At 52.9% G+C, this 22100-nt stretch carries 20 protein-coding genes and 1 riboswitch; of the genes, 4 read left to right on the forward strand and 16 right to left on the reverse strand.

Annotated features, from left to right (window positions below; genetic code table 11):
- Positions 1–8: 8 nt before the first annotated feature.
- Entirely contained in the window at positions 9–572 is a 564-nt protein-coding gene (gene petA / locus AC3Y7R_RS16210; protein ID WP_490043111.1) for a ubiquinol-cytochrome c reductase iron-sulfur subunit, read from the reverse strand.
- A 136-nt stretch (positions 573–708) separates the two neighbouring features.
- On the opposite strand from petA, the gene AC3Y7R_RS16215 reads away from it, so the two are divergent.
- On the forward strand, positions 709–1164 hold the full coding sequence (locus AC3Y7R_RS16215) for a TrmH family RNA methyltransferase (RefSeq protein ID WP_490043112.1): 456 nt from the start codon (positions 709–711) through the stop codon (positions 1162–1164).
- A 13-nt stretch (positions 1165–1177) separates the two neighbouring features.
- Here AC3Y7R_RS16215 and AC3Y7R_RS16220 read toward each other — a convergent pair whose 3' ends face one another.
- The 3 genes from AC3Y7R_RS16220 to thiB are packed head-to-tail and all read right to left on the reverse strand — an operon-like array spanning position 1178 to position 4366.
- Positions 1178–1873, reverse strand: a complete 696-nt coding sequence (locus AC3Y7R_RS16220; RefSeq protein WP_490043113.1) for a thiamine ABC transporter ATP-binding protein — start codon at positions 1871–1873, stop codon at positions 1178–1180.
- Positions 1860–3407: a thiamine/thiamine pyrophosphate ABC transporter permease ThiP gene (locus AC3Y7R_RS16225; protein ID WP_490043114.1), complete on the reverse strand. Its 1548-nt coding sequence runs from the start codon at positions 3405–3407 to the stop codon at positions 1860–1862. The genes AC3Y7R_RS16220 and AC3Y7R_RS16225 overlap by 14 nt, the downstream gene beginning before the upstream one ends.
- Positions 3383–4366 (reverse strand): thiamine ABC transporter substrate binding subunit, encoded by a 984-nt coding sequence (thiB, locus tag AC3Y7R_RS16230; protein ID WP_490043115.1) that lies wholly within the window; start codon positions 4364–4366, stop codon positions 3383–3385. The genes AC3Y7R_RS16225 and thiB overlap by 25 nt, the downstream gene beginning before the upstream one ends.
- 35 nt (positions 4367–4401) lie before the next feature.
- A riboswitch (TPP riboswitch) is annotated at positions 4402–4500 on the reverse strand.
- Positions 4501–4593: 93 nt separating this feature from the next.
- Here thiB and aroC point away from each other — a divergent pair.
- Complete coding sequence (aroC, locus tag AC3Y7R_RS16235; protein ID WP_490043116.1) at positions 4594–5688, forward strand: chorismate synthase; 1095 nt, start codon at positions 4594–4596, stop codon at positions 5686–5688.
- Here aroC and AC3Y7R_RS16240 read toward each other — a convergent pair.
- The 12 genes from AC3Y7R_RS16240 to AC3Y7R_RS16295 all read right to left on the reverse strand — a co-directional run bounded on the left by AC3Y7R_RS16240 (position 5685) and on the right by AC3Y7R_RS16295 (position 19840).
- The gene (locus tag AC3Y7R_RS16240) at positions 5685–6551 is read right to left on the reverse strand and encodes a DMT family transporter (RefSeq protein WP_490043117.1); all 867 of its coding nucleotides are present in this window, start codon (positions 6549–6551) and stop codon (positions 5685–5687) included. The two genes, aroC and AC3Y7R_RS16240, sit on opposite strands and share 4 nt — an antisense overlap.
- Before the next feature lie 101 nt (positions 6552–6652).
- Complete coding sequence (locus tag AC3Y7R_RS16245) at positions 6653–6943, reverse strand: HU family DNA-binding protein (RefSeq protein WP_298259566.1); 291 nt, start codon at positions 6941–6943, stop codon at positions 6653–6655.
- A 132-nt stretch (positions 6944–7075) separates the two neighbouring features.
- A complete protein-coding gene (locus AC3Y7R_RS16250; protein WP_490043118.1) occupies positions 7076–8560 on the reverse strand; it encodes an AMP nucleosidase in 1485 nt (494 codons plus the stop codon).
- On the reverse strand, positions 8557–10359 hold the full coding sequence (gene ade, locus AC3Y7R_RS16255) for an adenine deaminase (RefSeq protein ID WP_490043119.1): 1803 nt from the start codon (positions 10357–10359) through the stop codon (positions 8557–8559). The genes AC3Y7R_RS16250 and ade overlap by 4 nt, the downstream gene beginning before the upstream one ends.
- 198 nt (positions 10360–10557) lie before the next feature.
- Positions 10558–11370, reverse strand: a complete 813-nt coding sequence (gene iolB, locus AC3Y7R_RS16260; protein WP_490043120.1) for a 5-deoxy-glucuronate isomerase — start codon at positions 11368–11370, stop codon at positions 10558–10560.
- Between the two features lie 29 nt (positions 11371–11399).
- Complete coding sequence (gene iolE / locus AC3Y7R_RS16265) at positions 11400–12299, reverse strand: myo-inosose-2 dehydratase (RefSeq protein WP_490043121.1); 900 nt, start codon at positions 12297–12299, stop codon at positions 11400–11402.
- Complete coding sequence (gene iolD, locus AC3Y7R_RS16270) at positions 12296–14119, reverse strand: 3D-(3,5/4)-trihydroxycyclohexane-1,2-dione acylhydrolase (decyclizing) (RefSeq protein ID WP_490043122.1); 1824 nt, start codon at positions 14117–14119, stop codon at positions 12296–12298. The genes iolE and iolD overlap by 4 nt, the downstream gene beginning before the upstream one ends.
- Positions 14116–16023 (reverse strand): bifunctional 5-dehydro-2-deoxygluconokinase/5-dehydro-2-deoxyphosphogluconate aldolase, encoded by a 1908-nt coding sequence (locus tag AC3Y7R_RS16275; protein ID WP_490043123.1) that lies wholly within the window; start codon positions 16021–16023, stop codon positions 14116–14118. Before AC3Y7R_RS16275 ends, iolD begins: the two co-directional genes overlap by 4 nt.
- Positions 16020–16778, reverse strand: a complete 759-nt coding sequence (locus AC3Y7R_RS16280; RefSeq protein WP_490043152.1) for an ATP-binding cassette domain-containing protein — start codon at positions 16776–16778, stop codon at positions 16020–16022. Before AC3Y7R_RS16280 ends, AC3Y7R_RS16275 begins: the two co-directional genes overlap by 4 nt.
- Before the next feature lie 20 nt (positions 16779–16798).
- A complete protein-coding gene (locus AC3Y7R_RS16285) occupies positions 16799–17896 on the reverse strand; it encodes an ABC transporter permease (protein ID WP_490043124.1) in 1098 nt (365 codons plus the stop codon).
- A 57-nt stretch (positions 17897–17953) separates the two neighbouring features.
- Complete coding sequence (locus tag AC3Y7R_RS16290) at positions 17954–18895, reverse strand: sugar ABC transporter substrate-binding protein (protein ID WP_490043125.1); 942 nt, start codon at positions 18893–18895, stop codon at positions 17954–17956.
- 123 nt (positions 18896–19018) lie between these two features.
- The gene (locus AC3Y7R_RS16295; protein ID WP_490043126.1) at positions 19019–19840 is read right to left on the reverse strand and encodes a MurR/RpiR family transcriptional regulator; all 822 of its coding nucleotides are present in this window, start codon (positions 19838–19840) and stop codon (positions 19019–19021) included.
- Between the two features lie 96 nt (positions 19841–19936).
- Here AC3Y7R_RS16295 and AC3Y7R_RS16300 point away from each other — a divergent pair, with 96 nt between their 5' ends.
- Both AC3Y7R_RS16300 and iolG read left to right on the forward strand, forming a co-directional pair.
- The gene (locus AC3Y7R_RS16300; protein ID WP_490043127.1) at positions 19937–21055 is read left to right on the forward strand and encodes a Gfo/Idh/MocA family protein; all 1119 of its coding nucleotides are present in this window, start codon (positions 19937–19939) and stop codon (positions 21053–21055) included.
- A 10-nt stretch (positions 21056–21065) separates the two neighbouring features.
- A complete protein-coding gene (gene iolG / locus AC3Y7R_RS16305; protein ID WP_490043128.1) occupies positions 21066–22067 on the forward strand; it encodes an inositol 2-dehydrogenase in 1002 nt (333 codons plus the stop codon).
- Positions 22068–22100: the final 33 nt, after the last annotated feature.

The following is a 22100-nucleotide window of genomic DNA, read 5'->3' on the forward strand; positions in this document are numbered from 1 at the left end:
TTTCTCCCTTAACCGAGTTTGAGTACGTCAGGCGACGTGAATTTCGAGACAGGCACCAGCAAATTGCGCGGTGCCGGACCTTTACGGATGCGGCCAGCGGTGTCGTAGTGCGAACCGTGACACGGGCAGAACCAGCCGCCAAAGTCCCCAGCATCGCCCAAAGGCACACAGCCAAGGTGCGTACAAACGCCGATCATAACCAGCCATTCGCCGCTTTCATCCAACGAGCGGTTTTCATCCGCCGCATCAGCCTCTGGGCCAAGGTTTTTATTTTCTGCGCCAGTATCGGGCAAATCGGACATCTCAACCGCGCGGGCTGCTGTGATCTCTTCATCCGTACGACGACGGATGAAGACAGGCTTGCCCAGCCACTTAACGGTCAGTTGCGTGCCAGGCTCAATGCCGGACACGTCAACGTCAATGGAAGCAAGCGCTTTCACGTCCGCCGAGGGGTTCATTTGGTTCACCAAGGGCCAAACTGCGGCTCCTGCGGTAACGGCACCAACGCCAGCTGTGGCATAGTACAAAAAGTCGCGGCGGGTTGCGCCGTCATGGTCGTCTGCGTGGGACACGAGAACTTCTCCCTTGTCGGACCGCTTATGCGGCCGGTAAAATTGAAGAATCCGCACCGAAGCGCAGAATATCGGCGTTAGATATATTCTAAGGTACTACCACGTCCACCCATGAACGTCTTGTAAGGGAAGCCATTTGTCGCACCATGTCCAAATTGCCGCGTTTGAGCCTGATTTAGCCCCAAATTTAGGGTCACTCGTCCGATTAGGGGTGTGTTTTGACGCGCCCATCCACGTAATTGAACCCTGTGGCTTCCCTTTTTCGCTAAAATTGTTGCGAACCCGCGCCCTAGATTACGCCGAGAAAGCCGATGTGCGTCATCACGACAGTTGGAATGCGTTTCAGGCCTCTCAGCCGGGGCGGCTGGTCTTGCTTTCCACCAAAGGGGCCACAGACCTATGGGATTTCAAATTTCAGCCCGGGGATTGCATATTACTTGGCCGCGAAAGCGCGGGCGTGCCTAATCATGTGCATGATGCCGCTGCAGGGCGGGTGAAAATCGCCATGCCCGGCGGTGGGCGAAGCCTGAATGTGGCAATCTCAGCCGGGATTGCCATCGCCGAGGCACATCGCCAGTTGCGCCACACATAACATATAGCGGATTTTACACGCCCAGATAGTCGCGCAAAGCGTCGGGCGGATTGTCCAAAAATAGGCCCGTTGGCACAGGCGCATACGCCATGCCGTCCGCCACCAGTACCGTCATCCCATCTAGTTGCCGCGCATCTTTTGGATCATGCGTCACCATCAATACCGTCAATCCGCGCTCCCGCGCGATCTCATTCACCAACTCCAGCATTTCCACCCGCAGCGCAGGCCCAAGAGCCGCAAACGGCTCATCCAAAATCATCACCGGCTTATCGCGCAATAAAACGCGCGCCAACGCCACACGGCTTTGCTGCCCGCCCGACAATGCCGCAGGTTTACGCGCGCCGTAGCCGTCCAGCCCAACACGGCTCAACGCTTCCACCACGCGCTCGTGCTCCTGCGCGTCCAGTTTCAGGCTAGGCTTCAATCCTAACCCCACATTCTGCGCCACGCTCAAATGCGGAAATAAATTACTGTCTTGAAAAACCATCGCCAAGGGTCGCTCCGCTGGAGCCGCATGAGTAATGTCGCGCCCTTCCCATAAAATCCGCCCCTCTGTCACCAAAACAAAGCCCGCCAAGGCCGACAGCAACGTAGACTTCCCCGCCCCCGATGGTCCAATCACCGACACCTTATCACTTACGCCAATCGAAAAATCTGCCCGCAAGATGAACTCCCCTTGCGTGATTTTCACATTCTCAAAGGTCAGCATCCACGCGCCCTCCTCGGTCAAACAGCCAAAACAGTGTCAGGCTTAGCACCAACAGCACTAATGCGGCGGCAAAGGCTTGCTCCATCCGATACGCCGTCATCAAATTATACAACGCCAACGGCAACGTCGCGTGGTTCGGGTCCGCAAACAGTGTGATCACACCCAAATCCCCCATCGACAAAGCCGCCGCCAGCCCCGCACCAAACCCCAAAGGGCGGCGCAATCTGGGCAGCAGTAAAATCCGCATCCGCGCCCAACCAGACATCCCCAAAGAGGTCGCCAACCGCCCGTAGTCTTCCTCCACCTGCCGCAAAGCAGGCGACAAGGCGCGCAAGGTAAATGGCAAGCTCATCGCCGCGTTCACCACGATCGTCACCGGCAAGGCCAGCAATATCGGGTCGATCCAGCGGTAGGTCAAAATGAACAACCCTGTGCCAATCACTAATGGCGAGGCCGCGACGGATAGATAGCCCACCGCTTCGACCCAACGCCCCCATTTTAGCGCCAGCAAGGCCAAGCCCATAGCCATAGCAACCGTCAATCCGGCCGAAGCCACGGCAACCCAAACCGACCGCCAAGCAGCCCCTAAAATGCTGAATTGTAGCTCCGGCAGCCCGGCCACTCCCTTGGCTACGATCATCGCCAGCGGTGCGATCAAAAACAACGCTACAATCACAATCGCCATCGCATCAAACAGCTTTGATCCGTCATCGCGCGCCACCACACGGTCCAGCCCGCCGCCCTGACCGGACGGCACAGATATGCTCAGGGATGCTAGGGCCAAAATCGCACAAATCACGAATTGCACCAACCCCAATAATGCCGCTTTAGACAGATTGAAATCAAAGCGAAACGCCTGATAGATTGCCAACTCAATCGTCGTCGCCTTCGGCCCGCCACCCAGCGCCAATGCCACCGCAAAGCTGGTCGTACAAATCAGGAAAATTACCATCACGATGCCGGGTAAAACCTCGCGCAACATTGGCCATTCCAGATGCCGCGCAACATCGCGCGAGCTAAAGCCAAGGGACTGCGCTAACCGAAACCGCTCCGCCGGAATTGCCAGCCACCCTTGCAAGATAAGTCGCGTCGCCAATGGCAGGTTAAAGAACACATGCGCAAGAATTACCCCATGCGCACCATAGATAGAAAGAGGCTCTAATCCAGCCCAAACTAATGTATCAGATATAATACCGCTGCGTCCGTAGACCGCCAGCAATCCCAGCACGGCAACAATTACCGGCAAGATAAACGGCGCACCCAGAATAGTCAGAAGCAACGTCCGCCCGCGAAATTGGCGCCGCGCCAAAGCCCGCGCTACAGGGATCGCACAGATTACACTTAGCACCGCCGAGATCGCTGCTTGCCACAACGTGAATCTAACGGCGGACCAGTCATTCTTTGATAGCGCCGACACCTCTTCCGCCCGCCACGCAACCGCGCCCAGCGTCCCAAGTGTCAGCACCAATAGCAGGGCGACAATTGCCGCCCCGCCAATCGTGGACAGATTTATTGGCTGAACGCGCTCAGCCATTCTTCCAACACCGTATCACGCAATTCGGCTGCTTCATCTTCTGAGTAAAACAGCGCCTTTTCCGGCAATGCCAGCTTGGCAAACCCTTCAGGCAACTTCGCCGCATCCAGTTTCGCCGGAAAGGACCAGTTTGCCGTTGGGATCATCTCTTGAAAAGTCTCCGACAGCACAAAATCCATAAATTTTTGCGCTAATTCCGGCTGCTTAGTAGTCTTTATCTGTGCCACCAGCTCCGTCATGAAATAATGCCCTTCATCGAAAATTGCGGCCGTTTTGGTTAGGTCTTCTTCTGCAATGATGTGGTAGGCAGGCGATGTCGTGTAGCTCAGCACCATGTCGGCCTCGCCGTCAGTGAACATGCCGTAGCTTTCCGACCAACCTTTGGTCACGGTCAGCGTTTTCTTCGCCAACTTGTTGAACGCCTCTTGGCTTTCATCGCCGTAAACCGCTTTGACCCAAAGCATCAAAGCCAACCCCGAGATCGAGCTGCGCGGGTCTTGCAGCACAACCTTCACGCTCTCGTCCGCCAAAAATGCGTCAAACGTGGTTGGCGCGTTGGCCATCTTCTCGTTGTTGTAGATGAACGCCGTGTGGCCCCAGTTGAATGGTAAAAATACTTCATCTGTCCATTTTATCGGCATGGTCAGGTCGCTAGTATCTTGTCTATGGGGCAGGAATAGACCCGTTTTACGGGCCTTCTTTGTCACATCAGTGTTCAGCCCAATAACTACATCGGCCTTGGTTCGATCACCCTCCAGCAAAATGCGCGGCAGCACGTCGCCCGCCACATATTGCACGTCGCACTCGCAAGTAGCCTCAAACGCTGCTTCGATTTTAGGGCCGGGGCCCCACTCGCTGGTAAAGTAGTCAGGCGCGTAGATTGTCAGCACTGGTTTATCCTCGGCAAATGCCGTGGTGGCCAATGTGATCAGTCCTACGCTTAGAAGGGTCTTTTTCATCGTGGTTCCTCCAAACGCCGGACGGAGTGGGGAGTGAGACCATCTCAAACCTTCCCTCCGCCGGTCTTAACCGGTTCAGGTTCAACGGGTCAGCTTGCGCAATCTCAGCCTTGATGGCCCCCCGAGGTATCGTTGTATCTAAGCCCCAAGCGGCCCCCCAGCAAGCTGAAACCACTTGAGGGCTGCCTGCCTCGCCGCTAGACCGTAGGTGAAAAGGGAGACACCCCATGTCGATGAACAGTTTTGGCCATCTATTCCGCGTGACCACTTGGGGCGAAAGCCACGGGCCGGCGCTTGGCGCAACTGTCGACGGCTGCCCACCGGGCGTGCCCCTGACGGCAGAGATGATCCAGGTGTGGCTCGACAAGCGCAAACCTGGCACCAGCAAATATACCACTCAGCGCCGCGAGGCCGATGAGGTCCGCATTCTGTCCGGCGTGTTCGAGGGTGTTACAACCGGCACCCCAATTCAGTTGATGATCGAAAATACCGATCAGCGCTCCAAAGACTACGGCGACATCATCGAGAAATTCCGCCCCGGTCATGCCGACATCACTTATTGGACAAAATACGGCATCCGCGATTATCGCGGTGGCGGGCGCTCCTCTGCTCGTGAAACTGCCGCGCGGGTTGCCGCTGGCGGAGTTGCACGTGAGGCAATCAAAATGCTTGCGCCTGACCTGAAAATCACGGGCTTTATGGTGCAGATGGGCGAACACCGCACAGATGTGCGCGACATGGAGCAGATCAATCAAAACCCGTTTTGGGTGCCTGACGCCGATGCCGCCGTCACTTGGGCGGGCTATCTTGATGGTTTACGCAAAACTGGGAACTCTGTTGGTGCCATGATCGAGGTTATGGCTAAAAATGCCCCAGCAGGCCTTGGCGCGCCAGTTTATGCTAAGTTAGACACTGATTTATCTGCTGCCATGATGTCCATCAACGCCGTCAAAGGTGTGGAAATCGGGGCAGGGATGCAGGCCGCGATGCTCACCGGAGAAGCCAACGCGGATGAGATAACTATGGGTCCAGACGGCCCCGTTTTCAGCTCCAACCACGCCGGTGGCATTCTAGGCGGTATTTCCACGGGGCAAGACATTGTGGTGCGCTTCGCGGTCAAGCCGACCTCCTCGATCCTAAAGACCCGCAAGACCATCACCAAGTCGGGTGAGAACACGGAAATCATCACCAAGGGTCGCCATGACCCCTGCGTCGGCATCCGTGCCGTGCCCGTGGGCGAGGCGATGATGGCTTGTGTGATCCTTGATCATCTGCTGCTGCACCGCGGTCAAATCGGGTCTAACAGAGGAAAAATCGGCTAAGTTTTCTGCTTGGCCAGTTGCACGGCAAGAATGCCACCGGCAATGATCACCACGCCGACCACGTCCATTGCACCAATTTTCTCACCCAGCAACGCGGCTGCAATCGCCACGCCAAACACCGGGTTCAGGAAGTGAAACGTAGACGCTTTCACCGCGCCCACGCGCCCCACCAACATGAACCACACCCAGGTTGCCAACAGCCCCGGCACCAGCGTGGTGTAGACAAACGCGAAGATCCAAGTCGGTGACAGCGAAACCTCCCAAGTCTCCAGCGGGATGGCGAATGCAAACAGGCACGCGCTGCCCACCAACATTTGTAGCCCCACGATCATCAACACATTGCCGCCCGATGCTGCCCCTTTAACCACCAAGGTCGCATAGGTCAGCGCCATCGCACCGATTACGCAAAACGCCACCCCAAACGGATCCACGCCGCCATTCAGCCGTGTGCCCATGATCAGCACCACACCCGCGATGCCCGCGATCAATCCAACCACGCCCATTGCGGGAATTTTGTTGCGGTAAACCGCCCATCCCACCAATCCAACCATCAACGGCATGGTCGAGGCAACGATCGCCGCCAATGACGCTTCGATCCATTGCATGGCGACAAAATTTAGACCCAAATATAGCGCATTTTGGCAAATTCCGAATATCCACGTTGCCCGCCATTGTGCGCGGCTTAGGTTCCACGTTTGACCCAATGCTTTGGCAATCAAAATGCCCAACACCCCAGAGATCAAAAACCGCAAACTAAGCGAGAATAACGGCGGGGCGTCCGCCACGATAATGCGCGCCGAAGTGAACGCGCTGGACCACATCAAGGCGAATGCCAGTCCCATCAAGATTGCTTTGAAATCCACCGTTCAAATCCTAACTATTTCACCGCACCTTCACGTGAAACTAGGCAAAAGAAAAGGGCCGCCCGAAGGCGACCCTAAAATTCCGTCAGCGGTATCGGCGATTAGCCGTTAACGCTGTCTTTCAATGCTTTCGCGATGGTCATTTTGACCACTTTGTCAGCTTCTTTAGAAATCTGTTCGCCGGTGGCAGGGTTGCGCACCATTCGTGCCGGACGTTCGCGGCAGTAGATTTTGCCAACGCCGGGCAGGGTTACTGCGCCACCGCCGGACACTTCACGCGTGATGATTGCAATCAGACCGTCCAAGGAGGCAGCTGCGCCCTTTTTGTCGGTGCCTGCTTCTTCAGCCAATGCTGCGACCAATTGTGTCTTGGTCATAGGTTTCGTTGCCATGAGCTCTGCTCCCTCTCTTTATCCCAAGTTTTGGGGTGTTACCGGCGGAACGTAACTGAATATAGCGGGGCCGCACAACAATTAGTGTGTGAAAACCCCTATTTTTTACGTTTTTTATGGCTTTACCTAAGGTTAAAGGAACGCAGTCTCGGCAAAACTGCGTAATTTTCGGGAATGAAGCCGCTCCAGCGGCATTTCGCGCAGGTGTTCCATAGCTCGAATTCCGATCAACAAGTGCCGCGATACCTGTGTTTTATAGAAGTCAGACGCCATTCCGGGCAGTTTTAACTCACCATGCAGTGGCTTATCCGAGACACAAAGCAACGTGCCATAGGGCACCCGAAACCGAAATCCATTGGCTGCAATCGTCGCGCTTTCCATATCCAACGCCACGGCGCGCGACTGGCTCAACCGTTGCACAGGGCCGGATTGATCGCGCAATTCCCAGTTGCGATTATCAATCGTCGCAACTGTGCCAGTCCGCATGATTTTCTTCAAGTCATACCCTTCTAGCTGAGTGACCTCCGCCACGCTCTTTTCCAGTGCGATTTGGATCTCTGCTAAGGCCGGAACCGGCACCCAAACGGGCAGGTCGTCGTCCAACACATGATCCTCGCGAAGGTAGGCATGCGCCAACACAAAATCCCCTAGGCTTTGAGAGTTCCGTAGCCCCGCGCAATGCCCCACCATTAACCAAGCATGGGGTCGTAAAACTGCGATATGATCGGTCGCGGTTTTAGCATTTGATGGCCCAACCCCGATGTTTACCAATGTGATCCCCGACCCGTCTTTTCGAGTCAGATGATAGGTCGGCATTTGGGGCATTTTCGGGGTCGGAGGAATCATCCTTTTTGGATCGGTAAGCACATGATTTCCCGTGCTCACAAAACTGGTGTAGCCGCTCGTGGCGTCCGCTAACATTTCGCGCGCATACCCTTCGAATTCTTCGACGTAGAACTGGTAGTTGGTAAACAAGATATGGTTTTGAAAATGCTCAGGGTCCGTGGCAGTGTAGTGCGCTAGACGCGTCAGAGAATAGTCAACACGTTGCGCCGTGAATGGGGCCAGAGGGGCCGGAGCATTTGGCAATTCGGCCAACGTTCCATTCACAATATCATCATTTGTGGTCGCCAAGTCGGGCACATCGAACACGTCGCGCAAAGTGAATTCCAGTGCACCATCTTGCGGCACCGTCAAATCGGCCGCATTCGCCACGGCAAAATGCATGGGCATGGGCGTCGTCGATACGCCCACCTCGACCGACACCCCATGATTGTCCACCAGCAAGCCAATCTGCTGCTCCAGATAGTTTCGAAACAGATCGGGGCGTGTAACCGTCGTAGAATAACAGCCTGGCTGGGCGACATGACCAAAACTCAAACGGCTATCAATCTTCGCAAAACTCTGCGTTGTAATTCTTATCTCGGGATAATACGCGCGATACCGCTCAGCGGGCGGATTGCCTTCAAGGCTGTCACGGAAACGCTCAATCAAAAAATTCGCGGCGTCGCTGTACATCTCGCACAGGCGCTCGACAGCCTTTTTGGGGTCGCTAAATAGTTCTGTCTCGGGAACATCGGGGGTTCTAATAGGTAGGTTGGCGTCAAAGCCGATCATATAGTTTCCTCTATCAATTTGGTTAACTCGAAACGGGTCACATCCACCAACCCAAGGTCGGATATCCGAAGCGATGGGATGACCACCAGCGCCAACAAAGAATGTTGCATATACGCGTTGTTCAGGGTGCAACCGCAGGCTTCCATCGCCGCAACCATTTGGTCGGCTTTTGCCGCCATTTCTATCGCAGGCCTGTCAGACATCAGGCCAGCAATCGGCAACTCGACCAGAGCCAACTCCTGCCCGTCCTTCCAAACGGTGACGCCACCGCCAACTTCGGCCAACCGGTTCGCCGCCAACGCCATTTGTGCGCGGTCGGTGCCCACCACAATCATGTGGTGGCTGTCATGCGCCACGGTCGAGGCCATCGCCATGCGTCCTTCATACCCAAAGCCCTCGACCAGCGCGTTTACCACATCCCTAGTGCCGCGATGGCGTTCCACTAGGGCAATTTGACAGGTTGCTCCTTTCGGCTCAATAAGACCCTGTTCCACCGCAACTTTACGTATTAATGTCTCTGTTGGCGCTTGGTTTTCCACCACTCCGATGACCTTGGCAGTCACAGATGTAGCCCCATCAGGAGCCTTGATCTCGAAATTAGCGGCATCCAGTTCGCGCCCAAGGTGCACAGTTTGGCGCGCATCGTCAGGCCAGTCCAGATGCGGACAACTGACCAAAACCTTGCCGCCCTCAGCTACAATCCGCCCCCGCGCAATCACTTGCTCGATCGGCAGCTCACGCAAATCAGAGGTTACAATCAAATCGGCCCGGCGGCCCGGCGCAATAGAGCCAAGCTCCCGCTCCAACCCGAAGTGCGTCGCCGTGTTAATCGTCGCCATTTGCAACGCCACCAACGGCTCGCACCCGCATTTAATCGCATGCCGTAAAACCCGGTTCATATGCCCCTCATTTACCAAAGTGCCAGAATGGCAATCATCTGTGCACAGGATAAAATTCCGCGAATCCAGCCCTTTTTCTGTCACCGCCGTGATTTGCCTCTCCACGTCATACCACGCAGATCCCAACCGCATCATCGACCGCATCCCCTGGCGCACTCGCGCAATCGCATCGGCCTCACAGGTGCCCTCGTGATCGTCCGCTGGGCCACCCGCCGCATAGGCATGGAAATCCGGTCCCAAATCAGGCGAGGCATAATGCCCGCCCACAGTTTTCCCCGCATTTTGAGTCGCGGCAATCTCAGCCAGCATTTGCTGACTGCCGTTCACCACACCGGGAAAGTTCATCATCTCACCCAGTCCAATAATGCCCGGCCATGTCATCGCCTCAGCCACATCGTCGGGACCAATCTCATAACCCGTCGTCTCTAAGCCCGGTGCGGAAGGCGCACAGCTTGGCATCTGCGTATATATGGAAATAGGCTGGATTAGAGCCTCATCATGCATCAGTTTCACACCCCGCAATCCCAAAACATTGGCAATCTCATGGGGGTCAGTGAACATTGTCGTGGTGCCATGTGGGATCACCGCACTGGCAAATTCCGCAGGTGTCAGCATACCCGATTCAATATGCATATGCCCATCGCACAGGCCGGGGATTAGATATCGTCCACCCAACTCGATCACTTCCGTATCCGGCCCAATGCAATGCCCGGCATCAGGGCCAACATAGGCAAAACGCCCAGCGCTAATTGCAACCTGCCAGCCGTCCAATACTTCGCGGGTGTGGACGTTAACGACTTTGCCACCGCGCAGAACCATATCTGCAGGTGCGCGCCCAGCTGCCACCGCAACCAAAGTTGCAGCGCTGTCAGGCCAAGATTTAAGGGGTTGGTGTTCCATGTTCCAATTGTCCAGACTTTGAAGCTGGACGCAAGTTGCAAAATTACGAACATCAAACACGAGCAAGAACACATGAATATGGAGGCCCCATTATCGTCTGCCGCAATTTCGCAAACTATGCACCACATCAGACCGCAAATGCATCTAGCCTAGCGCAATAATAGGATCTAATTTGGTTGAAAAGAGGCCTTATGTTCCCTACGTTTCCTTGTCGCGCTGAAAAACCCAGTCATGCTCTGGATGATTTTTAAAACGCCATTTACGTAATGGCCCTGCCATTACATTTAAATAATATGACTCATACCCGTATGGTACACCACACGGGTGATGCCCCTTAGGAACCAATACAACATCATGATTAGACGCAGACACTGTTTCATCCAGATCACCGTCATCAGTAAACACACGTTGATGGATATAGCCCTGTTGCGGGTTTAGCCGATGATAATAGCTTTCCTCAAGATACGTCATTTCCGGGAAGTTATCTTCGTCATGTCGATGAGGGGGATACGATGACCAATTACCGCTTGGGGTAAAGACTTCTGTGACTAAAAGGCTATCTGCGATATCGCGTTCTTCCATCCCAATAGCATTGATATAGCGAGTGTTTGCACCTTTCCCGCGGGTCTCCAAAGAAATCCCGTGCGGTCCAATAACTTGCGCGTGGTGATTACCCTTTCCGGGAGCGGAACAAACTGCAAGTGTGCAATCCGTTGTCGCCGTGGCAGTCCAATCTGAATTGTTTGGCACATAGGCGCAATGTGGCGGTGTGCGTTCAAACACATTCATCCTATCTCCCATCTCACCAAAATCATTACCAGCAGCGCTGACAGTCGCCTTGCCTTCCACCAACACCAGAATAACCTCTGTATCGTGTGTAAATTCATGCGCAGTTTCGCCAGCAGATAGACGGTACAGACCAAATCCAACGTATTTCCAACCAGCAGTTTCAGGCGTCACATCGTGAACTTTACCTGTTGTGCCGTTCGGTTTCACAAGGAGCTTGCTCATAGTAAGTATCCTAACAAATGGGTTTAGGTTCAGTTTTTATCAAGGCCCACAGCACGCGCCATATCGCGCAAAGCGTTAAATCCAAGCGTTTGATATGTTAGCGGATCGCGTATTTTCGGGTCTTGCTCCGCTTCAATCACAAGCCACCCTGAATAATCATGATCAGCAGCTACTTTTAAGGTGGGCGCAAAATCTATACCGCCCTCTGCATCACCCGGAACCGTGAAAACTCCGCGCCGGACACCTTCAAGAAATGACAGCCCTTGCTCACGAACCTCGGCCATGACTTCAGGGCGCACATTTTTAGCGTGGATATGTCCAACACGAGACATGTGACGCGTCAAAACCTCAGCGGGATCACCGCCGCCAAAATAACAATGCCCCGTATCAAATAGCAGATGTGTCGCGGGGCCAGTGCTGTCCATGAACAAGTCTATTTCATCGGGTGTTTCGACAATAGTGCCCATATGGTGATGATACACGAGCGTGATGCCCTGATCGGCTGCAAACTGCGCTAGCGTTTCGACACCAGCCCCGAATTTTGACCATTCGCTAGGCTCTAAATTGGGCTTATTGCTAATAGGAGTATCGTCAGCACCGTGAATTGCATTGGATGTTTCGCAAGTAATAATCACCTTTGCGCCAACTCCGTTTAGGAAATCAAGAAACGGCTGCATTGCCGCTTTTTCATCCTCAATCGAATTGGTGAGTAAATTCAGCGAGTGCCAGCCCGAAATAAATCTTAAGCCGCGCTCCCCCAGCTCTTTTTCAACGCCAGCAACCGTCGTTGGCAATTTATGTCCCTTTTCAATGCCGTCAAAACCGATGCTCGCAGTCTGATCAAGGCATTGCTCAAGCGTGATGTGGGCGCCCAGCGTTTGATCGTCATCATTCGACCATGCAATAGGGTTGGTGCCATAAAAAATCATGCTCGGTCTTTCGTATTTTTCATATATTCAGCACGGGCATTGCTGACCTGCTTACGCGTACTAACTTCAGGCACCGGGACATCCCACCAATGGCCACCGTCTGGCGTGCTTGGATACGGGTCCGTATCAATCACCACGACAAAGGGGCCGGTGGCCTGCTTCGCTTGCGCGAGCGCATCTTCTAATGCGCCAATACTGTCGGCTTTAACCGCTGTCGCACCCAAGCTGGCAGCATGGGCAACAAAATCAATCTGGCTATTATCGCCATGAAGGCTATGCGCAAGAAGGTTATTAAACTCGGCGCCACCTGTACCCATTTGTAACCGGTTAATGCACCCATACCCGCGATTATCAGTTAAAACGACGGTAATTTTAATGCCCATCATAGCCGCCGTAGCCAGCTCGGAATTGGCCATCATGTAGCTACCATCACCAATCATGCAAACCACGTCACGCGCTGGTTGGGCCATTTTGATGCCCATAGCACCGGCAATCTCATACCCCATACAGGAGTAGCCATATTCCATATGATAGCTACCAGCGCGCGGCGCTTTCCACAGCTTATGCAGCTCTCCGGGCATAGTTCCGGCAGCGCTCATGATCACTGTATCGGGGCCGCTTGTACGTTGCACAGCACCAATAACTTGTTGATCAGTTGGTAGTTTATCCGTGTCGACTGGCGCATCTGTCAGCCTATCCACCATATTAAACCACGTTGATTTCAGTGTAGAGTCATGCAGCGCTATTTTAAACGTCCCCAAGGCCGCACTTAAGGCATTCAGCCCAACTTTTGCATCACAAACCAACGGAAGTGCGCCACGCTTAACAGCGTCATAAGCAGCGACATTTATACTAACCAACTGGCGTTCAGGGTTCTTAAATAATCCCCAGCTACCCGTTGTGAAATCCTGAAAGCGCGTCCCAACACCAAGCACTAGATCAGCGGTTTCGCATAAATCATTGGCAGGTTTGCACCCAGTCACACCAACAGGACCTAAATTCAAAGGATGATCCCATGGCAGCGCAGATTTGCCCGCCTGACTTTCAACCACAGGGATATTATGAGCCTCAGCGAAGCCTTGCAAAGCACCTGTGGCATCAGAATAATGCACACCACCACCAGCAATAATAACAGGGGATTGCGCGCTGTTGATAGCAGCCAGCACAACCTCAAACTCGTGTGGGTCAGGCTGTATGCGTCGCGTTGTCCAGGTTTTCGAGACAAAAAAGCTGACTGGATAGTCATAGGCTTCAGCCTGTACATCCTGACAAAAAGACAGCGTCACGGGGCCGCATTTCTCGGGGTCTGTCATCGTAGCAAACGCACGAGGCAAGGCTGTCAATAAGTGCTCGGGTCGCATAATGCGATCAAAGTACCGAGACACCGGGCGAAAGCAATCATTGGCACTGATAGTACCATCGTCAAAGTCTTCGATTTGTTGCAAAACGGGGTCTGGCGCACGGTTGGCAAACACGTCCCCCGGAATCAAAAGCAAAGGAAGCCTGTTTACATGCGCTAGCGCCGCAGCCGTTACCATGTTGGTCGCACCCGGACCAATTGAAGACGTCACAGCCATTGCCCGTTTCCGCCCTGACTGCTTCGCATAGGCAAGCGCGGCGTGACACATCGTCTGCTCATTATGACCACGATACGTCTGCAAGGTGTCGCGCACCCCGTGCAAGGCCTCGCCGATACCCGCAACATTCCCATGCCCAAAGATAGCCCAACACCCGGCGATGAAAGGCTCACCCTGATCATTCATTTGCGCACTGATATAGCGCATCATGGCCTGAGCCGCAGTTAGGCGAATGGTTTTCATGACTGTTCCTGATTTGCTTGGGCCCGCGCGCCATCCCAAATTTCACATAACCGCGTATACTTGTCGCTCATGATTTTGATTGCTTCGTGATCGGTAATGTCCCCCTGCATCCATGCAGCAGCAGCTTCGGCAAAAATTGTGCGCCCAACCGCGAAGCCCTTCACCAACGGGTAGCGTGCTGCAACAGAAAAACTACGCTCAAGCGCCTCTTGAGTTTCACCCAAGCCCAGAACCACGATCCCCCGTGAATGCGGGTCATTATGAATGACAGCATTGCAAGCGTTTTGCCATGCAGCATCACTTTGCATCGGCTCCAGTTTCCACCAATCCGGAAATACGCCAATGTCATAAAACCGTTGGATAGTTCTCGCTGTGGTGTCGTCGGTAATTGGACCTACTTTTGGCGAAATTACCTCGAGCAGAAACTCAAGCCGATTACGGCGGCTGGCTTGGAATAGACGTTGAATACTTGCCTCTTGAGTGGCCCGCATATCAGGAGTGTCGTCAGGGTGATAGAAGCACAAAACCTTAACCACGTGTGATAGCGGCCATTCTGACAACCCACCGCAATCTTCTCCGACCTCGCCTTCAAACTTCAAGGGTCGAGAGCCGGGGAGTTCAACTGGGCGCCCAATCCAAAGGCCCTGGTCAACCGCTTGGAACAACCCATCACGCCCCAAGCGCCCATCACATAGCAGCCCATAGCCATCACGACCATTGGCCACCTGCGTTGTCACTTGCACGCAAAGCTTTTTAAACGCACCAATTTTATCTGGGGTTGCCCCCGCGACACTTTCCAACTGCATCCTATGATCAAAAGCAAACACACGCATTTCCGGCCACTCACCTGAGCGGTTTGTTGACCAGTGCAATTGCTCCAACTCGGTATCTTTCCGCAAAGCCGGTGTCACAACGCCCCGCTTGAGGAAAAACTGTAATTCATCCCAGCTTGGGTAGGCAGGCGCGCAGCCATGGCGGCTAACGGCAAAAGCACCGCATGCGTTGGCGTAAGTTAACGCTTTCGGCCAGTCTTCACCGTCAAGCCAGCCCTTAAGCAAGCCAGACATAAACCCGTCACCAGCGCCCAACACATTGAACACTTCAATTGGAAAGCCAGGGCCGCTTTCGCCCTCATCTAAGCTATTAGGTATAGCGCCACTAAAGGCCGCAGCACCCATTGGCCCGCGCTTGCAGATCAGCGTCGCACTAGAAATCGCACGCACAGCGCGCAATGCCGCGATTGTATCTGTTGTGCCGCCTGCAATATGAAACTCCTCTTCTGTTCCAACAATTACATCGAATAAATGCAGCGATGATTGCAGCCTCTCGGTCACCGCGGGGGCCGCGATGAAGCGGTTCTCTCCGTCACCATGCCCAGAAAGCCCCCAAAGGTTAGGACGGTAATCAATATCAAGCGCAGTCTGCTGGCCGTTGTCACGCGCGATAGTCAACGCTTTTAACACCGCGGCTTCTGTATCTGGGTGGCTTAGATGTGTACCCGTTGCCACTATCGCACGCGCGCTTTTGATGAACTCCGGGTCAATGTCGGCTTCACATAAGGCCATGTCGGCGCAGTTTTCGCGATAGAAAACAAGCGGGAACTGCTTTTGGTCACGGATGCCTAGAATAACAAGTGCTGTAAGGCGACCCTTATCCGTAACAAGACCATCCGTATTCACACCTTCGCGCTGTAATTGTTCACGAATAAAGCGCCCCATATGTTCATCACCAACCCGTGAAATTAGCGCAGATTTGAGGCCAAGGCGCGCAGCGCCTGCTGCTATGTTGGTGGGTGATCCTCCAATATATTTCTCGAAGCTGGCCATGTCTTCAAGGCGCCCCCCGACTTGAGCACCATAAAGGTCAACAGATGAGCGACCGATAGTTATGACATCAAACTTCACACCGTACCCCCTAATGAGCCCTCGAGTGTTGCAATAGATTGACCGCCCGCCATCAAGTCTTGTAGCTCTTCGGCCGAAATTTCGCCCTTGGCGGCTGTTCCCAATGTTTTACCACGATTTAGCACTGTAAAGCGATCACCGACCGCCAACGCATGGCGCACATTATGGGTAATGAATACCACAGCGATACCTTGCTTGCGCACCTTGTCAATGTTGGCCAAGACATTGGCCGTTTGACGCACCCCAAGCGCAGAGGTGGGTTCATCAAGGATAAGAAGTTTTGCCCCAAAATACACAGCACGAGCGATAGCAACCGTCTGGCGTTCGCCACCAGATAGTGTGCCGACTGCTTGTGTGGGCTCACGCAAGTTAATACCCATTTTCTTCATTTCAGACATTGTAATCGAATTTGCCTTTTGGAAGTCCATCACAGAAAAAGGGCCAAATTTGCGTGTTGGCTCATTCCCCATCCAAAAATTGCGCGTCACCGACATCAATGGGATCATCGCAAGATCCTGATACACAGTGGCAATGCCTGCATTCATTGAATCACGCGGGCTGTTGAAGTTCATCTCCTCACCCTCAAATAAGATCGTACCTTTTGAAGGTTTGTGAACCCCTGACATTGTTTTGATAAACGTAGATTTACCCGCGCCATTGTCCCCCAACAAGCAATGGCATTCACCTGGGAGGACATCAAATGACACCCCACCCAAAGCAATCACTGGCCCAAAATGTTTTTCAATATTATTCATTTTAATCAATGGAGTAGTCACTAGCGTTCTCCCGTAATCATACGGCGGATATAGGTATTCAGGATCACCGCGAGGATAAGAATAGTCCCCAAGAAGACCCGGAACAGCGAGCTTTCAGCGCCCGAGAAAAACAGCCCTTGCTGTACAACACCAAAAATCAAAGCCCCAAGGGCAGCACCAACTACGGAGCCATATCCACCCGTCAGTAATGCCCCGCCAATAACCACACAAATGATGGCTTCGAATTCTTTTAATAGCCCACGGTCGGCAGCGGCCGAGCCGAATTCAATCACTTGTGCGGTGGCAAAAACACAGGCGCAAAAAGCAGTAAACATGAACATTAGCAGTTTCACGCGATTAACCGGCACGCCAACATAGCGCGCAGCTTGCGGATCACCGCCTGCCGCAAAAATCCAGTTCCCAAACTTGGTTTTCGTAAGCAACCACTGACCAAAGATTATCAGACCAACCGCCCAAACCACGAGCATTGGCACCCCTTCGACGACAGGCTGACCAATACGATTGCCACGGGTATATGTCTCGAGAAGGCCTATATCGGCAAACCATTGAAATAGGCCTCTAAATATTGTCCCGCCAAACAAAGGGGCGAGCCAATCACCCTCGGCAACCTGTTTAACGCCGCCAATAATTGTTTTTTTAGTAGTTAGAATGGATAACCAAATCGTAAGACCTCGCAGAATATAGAGGAACGCAAGTGTCACGATAAAGCTCGGTAGGCCGGTTTTAATTACCAAAAACCCGTTAAGCGCCCCAAGTGCGACGCAGATAATAAACGCTGTGATAATGGCGATCCAAACCGGCCAGCCCCATTGCACAGATAGAATAGCGATTACGATGCCCGCGAACCCAATCATCGACCCAATGGAGAGATCAAATTCACCTGTGATCATCAAAAGACAAGCGCCCACCGCGATAATAGCAAACTGTGCTGAAACGACTGTCCAGTTTTGGATGCCCTTTGGGCCAAACATACCGCTATCGCCAGCAATCATGAAAAAGAACAAAAATACAAGGATAGTCCCTGCGATAGCCCCCAGCTCTGGACGGATCATTGCCTGCCGAAATTTAGAGATTTGTTTGATACGTTCGTCGGCCATGTCGCCCCCCTAGATAAAAAGAGGGCAGCACAATTGCTTGCGCTGCCCCAAAGCTGTTTAGCGATATACGCCCGCATGTTGCTCCACGAATGAAATGCTGTCCTTGGTGATAAAGCCGGGACCAGAGTTCATGTGACCAGAAGGTAGAACGCCGTAGCGCGCCAAATTGGTCAGGATAACAACAGGCATGTAACCTTGTAAGTATGGCTGCTGATCAATTGCGAACGAGATCACATCGGCTTTAATCGCATCAGCAATTTCACCGGAAAGGTCAAATGTGCCAAAGAAGATTTCACCTGAAAGGCTTTCGGCTTCTAGCGCGGCCAAGGTGGGATGCGCAGATGTCGGCCCAAGCGTTAAAACAGCACCAGTATCTGGGTTCGCCGCCAGATAGGCGCTAACCTTGTTGCTGATTTCCGCCGGATCTTGGCCGGAGTCAATCATGCTTGCATTTACATCGGCGCCAATCGCATCGGCAAACCCAGAGCACCGCTCAACTGATGCGGGGTTGGTAATATAGTGGTTCACGCAAAGAAATGACGTAACGCCCTCGGCCGCGGCTCGCTTGCCAGCCCCGAAACCTGCATCGTACTCTGGCTGTCCAACATGCAGCAACGCACCAAGCTTTTCAGATTGTGCCTGCGTGCCAGAGTTAATTGTAATGACTGGAATACCTTGATCAACGGCATTGGTAACCGGGCCTTGCAGCACATCAAAATCGGCGATTGTAAGAATGATGCCATCTGGATTGCTGGCGATAGCCTGCTCAACAATGCGTGCCATATCAGCAAGATCTCCTGTTGGGGGATTTCGGTATTCAACCGTGACATCCATCTGATCACCAGCAACCGCAATTGCGTTTTTGATGGTGTTCCACCAGCTATCGCTATCTGGAGCATGGCTAATCAAAACAAAGCGCTCACCTTCGGCGAATGCGGCCGACCCCGTTGATACTGTGAATGCAGCAGCCGCTAAGGCTGCGGTAACAATCTTCTTCATTTAGTCTCTCCCTATTTGACTTTGTGGAGCGTTGAACGCCTACCAAGAGCCATTCAAACTATATCCACACCTCCGATATGTGGAATAAATATTCTAAAATAAGAAAAATGCAATAAATATTTTCTACTTTGCGGTTTTGCGCCGCGCCCCGACCGCAACGGCAAGGGTAATTGCAAGAGACAGTGGGGCTGCAAGTGCTCGAAATGCACCAACATCTTCCTCAGAAACGTGCAGCATCATCGCGCTTAGCCCAAGAAGTTCACTGCTTAACTCATCCGTAATCGCAACGACTTCATTCCCCTGATTGGCGGCATACTCCGCCAAATCAAGCGATTCTTTAGAGTAGGGCGCAAAGGTAATAACAATCAAAACATCATCAGCCCGGATCGCGTGGCGTTGTTGTAAGCTGCCGATCTTTCCATGCAAAATCGCTGGTACACCCATCTTCTCAAACGCATAGGCAAGGTAGGTCGCCACAGGGAATGCACGGCTGAGGCCCATGATATGAATCATCGGGGCCTTAGATAGCGTAGAGACAGCGCTTTCTAACGTTCGAGCGTCAATTGTACTTGCCAAACCTTCTAATGATATACGCCCGGCATCGACAAATTCTGCCAGCAGCGCGGAGGGAGATTCCTCGCCGCTCGCCCGAAGGTTTTCGAGGCGTGTTGAGTAATCTGGCCAACGCTGTACATGCGCCTCCCGAAAAAGGCGCTGCATTTCTGAATAGCCGGAAAAGCCCATAAGTGAGCAAAACCGCATAAATGCAGAGGGCTGAACACCGGCCGCAGCAGATAGCTCCGCGACGGTTGAAACCGCAATAATATCAGCGCTACGCCCAACAAAGTCTGCGCATTGACGTAGGCGCTTTGGCAACCCGTCAGATATCTCCAGTAGTTTAGCGTTGAACTCGGCAAGGGTGCTTGGCGCCACCGGCTTTGTCATTCAGTATCCTTTTTCGCTTGACAGATGGGCAGATCAAAATCATTCCACGGATTAGAATATATATTCTATTTCAGAATTAAAGGGGAGTGTATAGGGATGAAAACTGTTGGAATTGGGCTTATCGGAACAGGATTTATGGGGAAAACTCATGCGCTGGCTTTCAGATCAGCAAAGGCTGTTTTCGGCGATGTTCCAACGCCAAAACTAGCAGCTCTATGCGACTCGCCACTTGAAAAAGCCCAAAAAATGGCAGTTCAGTTTGGATTTGAGCGCGCCACAGATGACTGGCGCGAATTGGTTGCTGACCCCCAAGTTGATATCGTTTCGATCACAACGCCAAACCATCTACATTACGACATGGCGATGGCCGCCATTGCTGCCGGGAAGCACGTTTATTGCGAAAAACCATTGTCCCTCACGCTTGAAGCAGCACAAGAAATGGCGCGCGCCGCGGATATGGCTAATGTCAAAACGATGGTTGGTTACAACTACATTAAAAATCCCGCCTTCACCCACGCGCAAGCCCTGATCGCGGATAACACAATCGGAAATATTGTTCATTTTCGAGGATGGGTAGACGAAGACTACCAAGCCGATCCCGAATTAGAATGGACGTGGCGCGCCAAGATGGCCGATGCTGGCCTTGGCGCTTTGGGCGACTTAGGATGCCATTTGGTTTCAATGGCATTAGGGGTTGTGGGGCCAATCGAAAGCCTTATCGCGGACCTACAAACCATTCACAAAACCCGCCCACTATTAGATGGCAGCGGTAGCGCTGTAGTCGAAAATGAAGATACCGCGAGCGCAATCGTGCGGTTTAAAAATGGAGCGCATGGCTCTCTTTCAACATCGCGGTCCGCGTGGGGACGGAAAAACAGACTCGCGTGGGAAATCCACGGGACCAAAGGTATGATTTGCTTTGATCAAGAGCGAATGAACGAATTGCAAATTTACCGCAACTCCGGACCAAAAGCAGAGCAAGGATTCACAACTATCCTGTCAGGTCCCGAACACGCACCCTATGGCCATTTTTGCCCGGCGGCAGGTCATCAACTTGGATTTAATGACTTAAAAACCATCGAGGCAGCAACATTTCTGCGGGCTATAGCCGAAGGCAAGGCCGCTCACCCAAATTTCAACGATGCCGTTGAAATCGAACGCATAATCCATGCAATCGCACAATCCGCGACCTCTGAAACACGTATTAATCTTTGAGGATAACTCTATGACACTCCGATTTGCCCTTCTGGGTGCTGGCCGCATTGGGCACGTTCACGCGAAAGCAGTTACAAGCAACCCTGACGCTCGCCTTATTGCTGTTGCAGATGCGTTTCCGCAGGCAGCAACCGCGCTTATTGAAACCTATGGCGGCGAAATGCGCACAGTAGATGAAATCGCCGAGGCAACCGACATCGATGCCGTGCTGATCTGCACACCAACCGACACACACGCCGACCTAATTGAACAATTTGCCCGTGCGGGCAAAGCGATCTTTTGCGAAAAACCGATCGACCTGGGCATTACGCGAGTAAAGCAATGCCTTGATGTTGTGGCCAGCGAAAATGCGACGCTGATGATCGGCTTTAACCGTCGGTTCGATCCGCATTTCTGCGCAGTGAAGGCCGCGATTGATGAGGGGCGCATTGGAGCGGTCGAGATGGTTAATATCATCTCGCGCGACCCCGGTGCGCCCCCCGCCAGCTATATCAAAAGTTCTGGTGGCATTTTCAAAGATATGAGCATCCATGATTTTGATATGGCCCGCTTTTTGCTCAGCGAGGAGATCGAAACCGTCACAGCCACCGCTTCTGTGTTGGTTGACCCTGAAATTGGCAAGCTCGGAGATTACGACAGCGCAAATATAATCCTAACAACTGCGACAGGCAAACAGTGTGCCATTAGCAATTCTCGTCGCGCGAGTTACGGGTACGACCAGCGAATCGAGGTCCTTGGATCCCTAGGCATGGTTAATGCGGAAAACCAACGCGAGACAAGTATCGAAGTAGCAACGGCTGACGGCTACATGAAGCCCCCATTGTTTGACTTTTTCATGACCCGGTATCTTGCCGCATATGCCGCCGAAATCTCCGCGTTCATTACCCATTTTAACGAAACAGCCACAATCACGCCAAGCGGCAAAGACGGGCTAAAAGCTCTGACAATTGCCGAAGCAGCGTTGCTCTCGGTCAAAGAGGGACGAAGCGTAGCAATTAGCGAGGTTTCGTAGAAATACTAATGGTTCTGCCATTGAAAATGGCTG

Source organism: Litoreibacter sp. (genome assembly GCF_058136045.1).

What these genes read in the sequence shown, in the direction of transcription:
- iolG (WP_490043128.1), top strand. Translation starts at nt 21,066, where the DNA reads ATGACACTCCGATTTGCCCTTCTGGGTGCTGGCCGCATTGGGCACGTT.
- iolE (WP_490043121.1), bottom strand. Translation starts at nt 12,299, where the DNA reads ATGATTTTTTATGGCACCAACCCTATTGCATGGTCGAATGATGACGAT.
- ade (WP_490043119.1), bottom strand. Translation starts at nt 10,359, where the DNA reads ATGGAACACCAACCCCTTAAATCTTGGCCTGACAGCGCTGCAACTTTG.
- AC3Y7R_RS16250 (WP_490043118.1), bottom strand. Translation starts at nt 8,560, where the DNA reads ATGATCGGCTTTGACGCCAACCTACCTATTAGAACCCCCGATGTTCCC.
- AC3Y7R_RS16245 (WP_298259566.1), bottom strand. Translation starts at nt 6,943, where the DNA reads ATGGCAACGAAACCTATGACCAAGACACAATTGGTCGCAGCATTGGCT.
- AC3Y7R_RS16295 (WP_490043126.1), bottom strand. Translation starts at nt 19,840, where the DNA reads ATGACAAAGCCGGTGGCGCCAAGCACCCTTGCCGAGTTCAACGCTAAA.
- AC3Y7R_RS16280 (WP_490043152.1), bottom strand. Translation starts at nt 16,778, where the DNA reads ATGAATAATATTGAAAAACATTTTGGGCCAGTGATTGCTTTGGGTGGG.
- AC3Y7R_RS16285 (WP_490043124.1), bottom strand. Translation starts at nt 17,896, where the DNA reads ATGGCCGACGAACGTATCAAACAAATCTCTAAATTTCGGCAGGCAATG.
- aroC (WP_490043116.1), top strand. Translation starts at nt 4,594, where the DNA reads ATGTCGATGAACAGTTTTGGCCATCTATTCCGCGTGACCACTTGGGGC.
- iolD (WP_490043122.1), bottom strand. Translation starts at nt 14,119, where the DNA reads ATGAAAACCATTCGCCTAACTGCGGCTCAGGCCATGATGCGCTATATC.
- AC3Y7R_RS16300 (WP_490043127.1), top strand. Translation starts at nt 19,937, where the DNA reads ATGAAAACTGTTGGAATTGGGCTTATCGGAACAGGATTTATGGGGAAA.
- thiB (WP_490043115.1), bottom strand. Translation starts at nt 4,366, where the DNA reads ATGAAAAAGACCCTTCTAAGCGTAGGACTGATCACATTGGCCACCACG.
- AC3Y7R_RS16220 (WP_490043113.1), bottom strand. Translation starts at nt 1,873, where the DNA reads ATGCTGACCTTTGAGAATGTGAAAATCACGCAAGGGGAGTTCATCTTG.
- AC3Y7R_RS16290 (WP_490043125.1), bottom strand. Translation starts at nt 18,895, where the DNA reads ATGAAGAAGATTGTTACCGCAGCCTTAGCGGCTGCTGCATTCACAGTA.
- iolB (WP_490043120.1), bottom strand. Translation starts at nt 11,370, where the DNA reads ATGAGCAAGCTCCTTGTGAAACCGAACGGCACAACAGGTAAAGTTCAC.
- AC3Y7R_RS16225 (WP_490043114.1), bottom strand. Translation starts at nt 3,407, where the DNA reads ATGGCTGAGCGCGTTCAGCCAATAAATCTGTCCACGATTGGCGGGGCG.